The 5,051-nt window shown below is 53.5% G+C and carries 3 protein-coding genes; all 3 read left to right on the plus strand.

The genetic code is table 11. The features are described 5' to 3' along the window. Window positions 1-425 precede the first annotated feature (425 nt). From B2Y11_RS06870 to B2Y11_RS06880, 3 genes are read left to right on the plus strand one after another with little or no spacing between them, the layout of a single operon-like run. Window positions 426-878: a DUF1934 domain-containing protein gene (locus B2Y11_RS06870; protein ID WP_291057629.1), complete on the plus strand. Its 453-nt coding sequence runs from the start codon at window positions 426-428 to the stop codon at window positions 876-878. After that, window positions 857-2,524, plus strand: coding sequence for an arginine--tRNA ligase (gene argS / locus B2Y11_RS06875; protein WP_291057631.1), 1,668 nt, complete (start codon window positions 857-859; stop codon window positions 2,522-2,524). The genes B2Y11_RS06870 and argS overlap by 22 nt, the downstream gene beginning before the upstream one ends. A 42-nt stretch (window positions 2,525-2,566) precedes the next feature. Beyond that, a complete protein-coding gene (locus B2Y11_RS06880) occupies window positions 2,567-4,183 on the plus strand; it encodes a CTP synthase (protein WP_291057633.1) in 1,617 nt (538 codons plus the stop codon). Window positions 4,184-5,051: the final 868 nt, after the last annotated feature.

Below are 5,051 nucleotides of genomic sequence, written 5' to 3' on the forward strand. Positions count from 1 at the left end.
CTGACTTTATAAGCATTGCCGCAGGGCGATACCACAACCCTCGGCCCGAAGGGCCGTCAAACTTACGAACCCTCCGGCCCATAGGGCCGGTCAATCCTAAGAACCTTCCCCTTAAGTATCTTAAGAACCCTTGGGCCGAAGGCCCATCCATCTTAAGAACCTTCCCCTTTGAACCCTCTGAACCTTCTGAACCCTTTGAACCCTCACGCCGAAGGCGTGTCCAATGAACCTTCACACCGCAGGTGTGTCCAATGAACCCTCGCGCCGCAGGCGCGTCCTGCCACTCTTGTCACTTCCTTTCCTTCCATGGTATAATGAGTAGTCTTGTATTTACATCATTCTTCTGGAAAAGAATGGGATTATCTATGATATAATAAAATATATATTTTACAGACATATATTTTACAGACCGGGAGGGCATTCGATTGGAGAAGCATGTCATTATCAATGTGACTTCCCTGCAGCGGGACGAGAACGGAAAGGATGAAACCATTTCCCTGGAAACTCCAGGTATTTACGGAGAGGACGGGGATATGCAGTACATTACTTACCGGGAGACGAAGCTGGCAGGTATGGAAGGTACCACCACCACCCTCCGCATATATGACGACCACATCAATCTCATCCGGGACGGCAGTTTCCTGCAGAACCAGGAGTACCGGCTGGGGGAGAAATCGGAGTCCGGTTATGTGACGCCTATGGGAATGATGAAAATTACCGTGGTTACCCGGGAAATTGAAAATTCCATCGTCCATGGCAAGGGGCGCATGCGCCTTTCCTACGATGTGGAGCTGGAAGGTCTGTTTACCCATTTGAATGAAATTATTGTTGATGTTCGAGAGGATCCGGAATATTCATGGAAGTCAGAGAAGAACTGAAAGAACTTATTGAAAAGGCGAAGGACGCTGCCATTGCCGCCGGCGAGCTGCCGGAAGGGGACTATGCCCCGGTACAGCGCCTTGAAGTGCCGAAGGAAAAGGAATTCGGCGATTATTCTACCAATGCAGCCATGCAGTGGGCCCGGACGGCCCATAAGGCGCCCCGCATGATTGCGGAATCCATTGTGAAGTACATGGATACGCCTCTGGTGACCCGCATGGACATCGCCGGCGCCGGATTTATCAATTTCTTCCTTGCCAGGGACACCGTTTACAGCGAACTGAAGAATATCCTGGCAGCAGGCCCTTCCTACGGCGACCTGCCGAAGGATAAGAAGGACTGCGTCCTGGTGGAGTACGTTTCCGCCAACCCCACGGGCCCCCTTCATATCGGCCATGCCCGGGGTGCTGCCTACGGCTCTGCCCTGGTGAACCTGCTCCGCGCCGCCGGCTATGATGTGCTGTCCGAATACTATGTGAACGATGCAGGCAACCAGATCGACCATCTGGCTGAATCCATCAATGCCCGCTACCTGCAGCTGAACGGCATTGACGCCGAGATTCCCGATGACGGCTACCATGGCCAGGACATTGTGGAAACCGCCCGCCATATTCTGGAAAGGGACGGGAAGAAATACCTGGACATGGACGAGAAGGAAAGACTGGAAATCTTCAAGGAAGTGGGCCTGAAGGAAAAGCTGGCCGCCCTGAAGAAAGACCTCCACGATTTCAACGTGGACTTTGACAACTGGTTCTCCGAAAAATCCCTGTACCCCGACCAGGTGAATGCAGCCCTGAAGGTACTGAAGGACGAAGACAATATGTATGAAAAGGACGGCGCCCTGTGGCTACGTACCACCAAGAACGGCGACGACAAGGACCGGGTAGTGATTCGCACCAACGGCGTGCCCACCTATTTCTGCTCCGACATCGCCTATGTAGGAAATAAAATCCGCCGGGGCTACAACAAGCTCATCGACATCTGGGGCGCTGACCACCACGGCTACATCATCCGTCTGAAGACGGCCATGAAGTTTCTGGGCTACAACCCCGACGACTTTGAAATCATGCTTCTCCAGATGGTCACCCTCCTTCGGGACGGGAAGCCGGTGAAAATGTCCAAGCGTACCGGCGAGGCCGTCACCCTCCGGGAACTGATGGACGAAGTAGGCACCGACGCAGCCCGCTACTTCTTCTGCGCCCGCACCCTGGACTCCCAGATGGACTTTGACATCGACCTGGCCAAGAAGCACTCCAACGAAAACCCGGTATACTACATCCAGTATGCCAACGCCCGTATCCACAGCCTGTTTACCCAGGCAGAGGAAGCCGGCGTTTCCTGGGACAAGAGCTTTAAGGACACCGATTTCACAAAACTTACAGAAGAATGCGAACTGGATCTTATCAAGAAGATGGAAAACTACCATCAGCTCGTGGCCGGCGCCGCCCAGGAAAGAGCGCCCCAGCGCATTGCCAAATATGCCTATGAACTGGCAGCCCTCTTCCACCATTTCTACAGGGAATGCAGGATCCTGGGCGTAGACAGCGAAACCACCAAGGCCAGACTGGGCCTCATTACAGCCGTACAGTATATCCTGGTCCATGCCCTTCATATCCTGGGGCTTTCGGCACCGGAACATATGTGATAGATTTTTTCCATTGAGTCAACCATTTCATAAGGAGGTCCCATGACTAAATACATCTTCGTAACCGGCGGCGTTGTTTCGTCCCTGGGCAAAGGCATTACCGCCGCATCCCTGGGCAGACTTCTGAAGAACAGAGGATACAAGGTTACCATCCAGAAATTCGATCCCTACATCAATATCGACCCGGGCACCATGAGCCCCTACCAGCACGGCGAAGTATTCGTCACCGACGACGGTGCCGAAACAGACCTGGACCTGGGCCACTATGAACGATTCATCGACGAAAACCTGTCCAAGGCCTCCAACGTCACCACTGGCAAAGTTTACCAGTCCGTCATCAACAAGGAAAGAAAGGGCGAATACCTGGGTTCCACCATCCAGGTCATTCCCCACATTACCAATGAAATCAAGGACCGGGTCCTCCGGGTAGGAAGAAACGACAATGCAGACATCGTTATCACCGAAATCGGCGGTACCGTAGGGGACATCGAATCCCTCCCCTTCCTGGAAGCCATCCGCCAGGTGAAGAAAGACGTACCTAACAGAAATGACGTACTCTACATCCACGTCACCCTGGTGCCCTACATCGAAGCAGCGGACGAACTGAAATCCAAGCCCACCCAGCACTCCGTCAAGGAACTGCGCTCCATCGGCATCCAGCCGGACATCATCGTATGCCGCACCGTGAAGGCCCTCCCCGACGACATGAAACGGAAAATCGCCCTCTTCTGCGACGTGGAACCGAATGCCGTCATCAACAACCTCACTGCCAAGAGCATTTACGAAGTACCCCTCCTCCTGCAGGAAGAAGGCCTTGACCGCATTGCCCTGGAAAAACTGGGACTGGACGACAGCCCCTGCGATATGAAAGACTGGAAAGCCATGGTGGACCGCATCCTCTCCGCCGACAAGACCGTGGACATCGCCCTGGTAGGCAAGTACGTGGAACTCCATGACGCCTACCTCTCCGTAGTGGAATCCCTCTCCCACGCAGGCTACGCCTTCGGTACCAAAGTGAACATCCACTGGATTAACTCCGAAGTACTGGAAGAAGAAAAACCGGACCTTCGCGAAGTATTCAAAGGCATCGACGGCATCGTAGTGCCCGGAGGCTTCGGTTACCGCGGCGTAGAAGGCAAGATCGAAACCATTAAGTACGCCCGCACCAACAACATCCCCTTCCTGGGTCTCTGCCTGGGCATGCAGTGCGCCGTCATCGAATTTGCCCGTGACGTATGCGGCATGAAAGACGCCAACTCCACCGAATTCGATGCAGAAACCCCGTACCCCGTCATCGACCTTATGCCTGACCAGGAAGACGTCACCGAAAAAGGCGGCACCATGCGCCTCGGCATCTACCCCTGCAAACTCACCGAAGGATCCAAAGCCCGGGAACTCTACGGCGGCCAGGAAATCGTATACGAAAGACATCGTCATAGATACGAAGTATCCAACGCCCTCCGTCCAGAACTGGAAAAAGCAGGCCTCTCCATCTGCGGCACCAGCCCTGATGGACGTCTGGTAGAAACCATCGAACTGAAAGATCACCCCTACTTCGAAGCCACCCAGGCCCATCCGGAATTCAAGAGCCGCCCCAACCGTCCCCATCCCCTCTTCGTAGGACTGGTGAAAGCAGCTATTGAACATCATAAAGGATAATAAAGCATCAAGAAAAGCACCGCGGAAGCGGTGCTTTTTTGATTTGATGGACAAGCCCCTTTAGGGCTTGAGGGTGCAGGCGCCTCTCGGCGCCCGGGTTCAAAAGGTTCAGAGGGTTCAAAGGGTGGTGGTGGGGCGCCTCTAATTTATAGATGGCGCCCTCTTATGATAAAACCTTTACAACCGCCCTGCGGGCGAGGGAAATGCAATATCGAGTAGAGATTATTCATCCCTCTCACACCACCGTACGTACCGTTCGGTATACGGCGGTTCGATTCTTTGGGCAGGAATATATTCCTGCTTGCCATTTCTTCCGCTTCCTGAAAATCATACTCAGCCCTCCTTTTCGTATCTTCGCCAGTTCCGCTATTTTCCGACAGGAAGTCAGTCCTATAACTGCATTCTGCTTCAACGTATGATTGTTCCTTTCACGGTTTACTTTGGCCGGAATCGTTCGGTCCTTCCCGCTTTCGCGGTACTATGATCTCTGCTGACTTCTCATGACAAATCTTTTTCAACCGTCTCCACTCGGTCCAGTTATACGACCTATCACTGCTTTGACGTCCATGAGACCTCCCCGGGTAAGAGTGTAATCTTTCGCCTCATCTATCCGCTTCATTTACAAAGCCTGGCCAAGACCATCGTTGGACTTCAGCATAGGGGGCTGCCTCATCCTGCCGGACTCTGCCTTCGTATGAAGTTTCTATTCGTCGGATCAAGGTTTTGCCTCCGGCTTCCTTCAGACCCCACCTCACGATGGACCCCTTGCCATTGGCTGTGTGCTTGTTATGGTCATACCGCACTAGGGACTTTCACCCATTAGATTACACCCATGCCGGGCGCACCCCCCTTTGGTGGCTGGCGCCAC

The organism is Dialister sp. UBA1703, assembly GCA_002320515.1.
Taxonomy (GTDB): Bacteria; Bacillota; Negativicutes; order Veillonellales; family Dialisteraceae; genus Dialister.

What these genes read in the sequence shown, in the direction of transcription:
- argS (WP_291057631.1), top strand. Translation starts at nt 857, where the DNA reads ATGGAAGTCAGAGAAGAACTGAAAGAACTTATTGAAAAGGCGAAGGAC.
- B2Y11_RS06880 (WP_291057633.1), top strand. Translation starts at nt 2,567, where the DNA reads ATGACTAAATACATCTTCGTAACCGGCGGCGTTGTTTCGTCCCTGGGC.